Source organism: Streptomyces sp. NRRL S-920 (assembly GCF_000717945.1).
GTDB lineage: Bacteria > Actinomycetota > Actinomycetes > Streptomycetales > Streptomycetaceae > Streptomyces > Streptomyces alboniger.
The window spans coordinates 1-247 of record NZ_JODF01000191.1; the positions used below are offsets into that span (position 1 = coordinate 1).

1 protein-coding gene is annotated in these 247 nt (G+C 71.3%); it reads left to right on the plus strand.

What is annotated here, in order from left to right; genetic code table 11:
* On the plus strand, positions 1-247 hold a 247-nt coding region (locus tag IG54_RS0137470), incomplete at both ends, for a 3-deoxy-7-phosphoheptulonate synthase (protein ID WP_030795793.1).

Genomic DNA, 247 nt, shown 5'->3' on the forward strand with positions numbered 1-247 from the left:
TCTGCTCGCCGGTTACCGGGCGGCTTATGCCGGTACGGAGTTCTTGCGCCGGCTCGGCGGGGCGTGGGGGTGGCCGGCCGGGGCGCCGGTGTGGACGAGCCATGAGGCGCTCGTGCTGGACTATGAGCTGCCGCTGCTGCGTCAGGGGCGGCAGGGTTTGCTGTTGTCCTCGACGCACTGGCCGTGGATCGGGGACCGCACCCGTCAGCTGGACGGTGCGCATGTGCAGATGCTGGCCCGGGTGCAG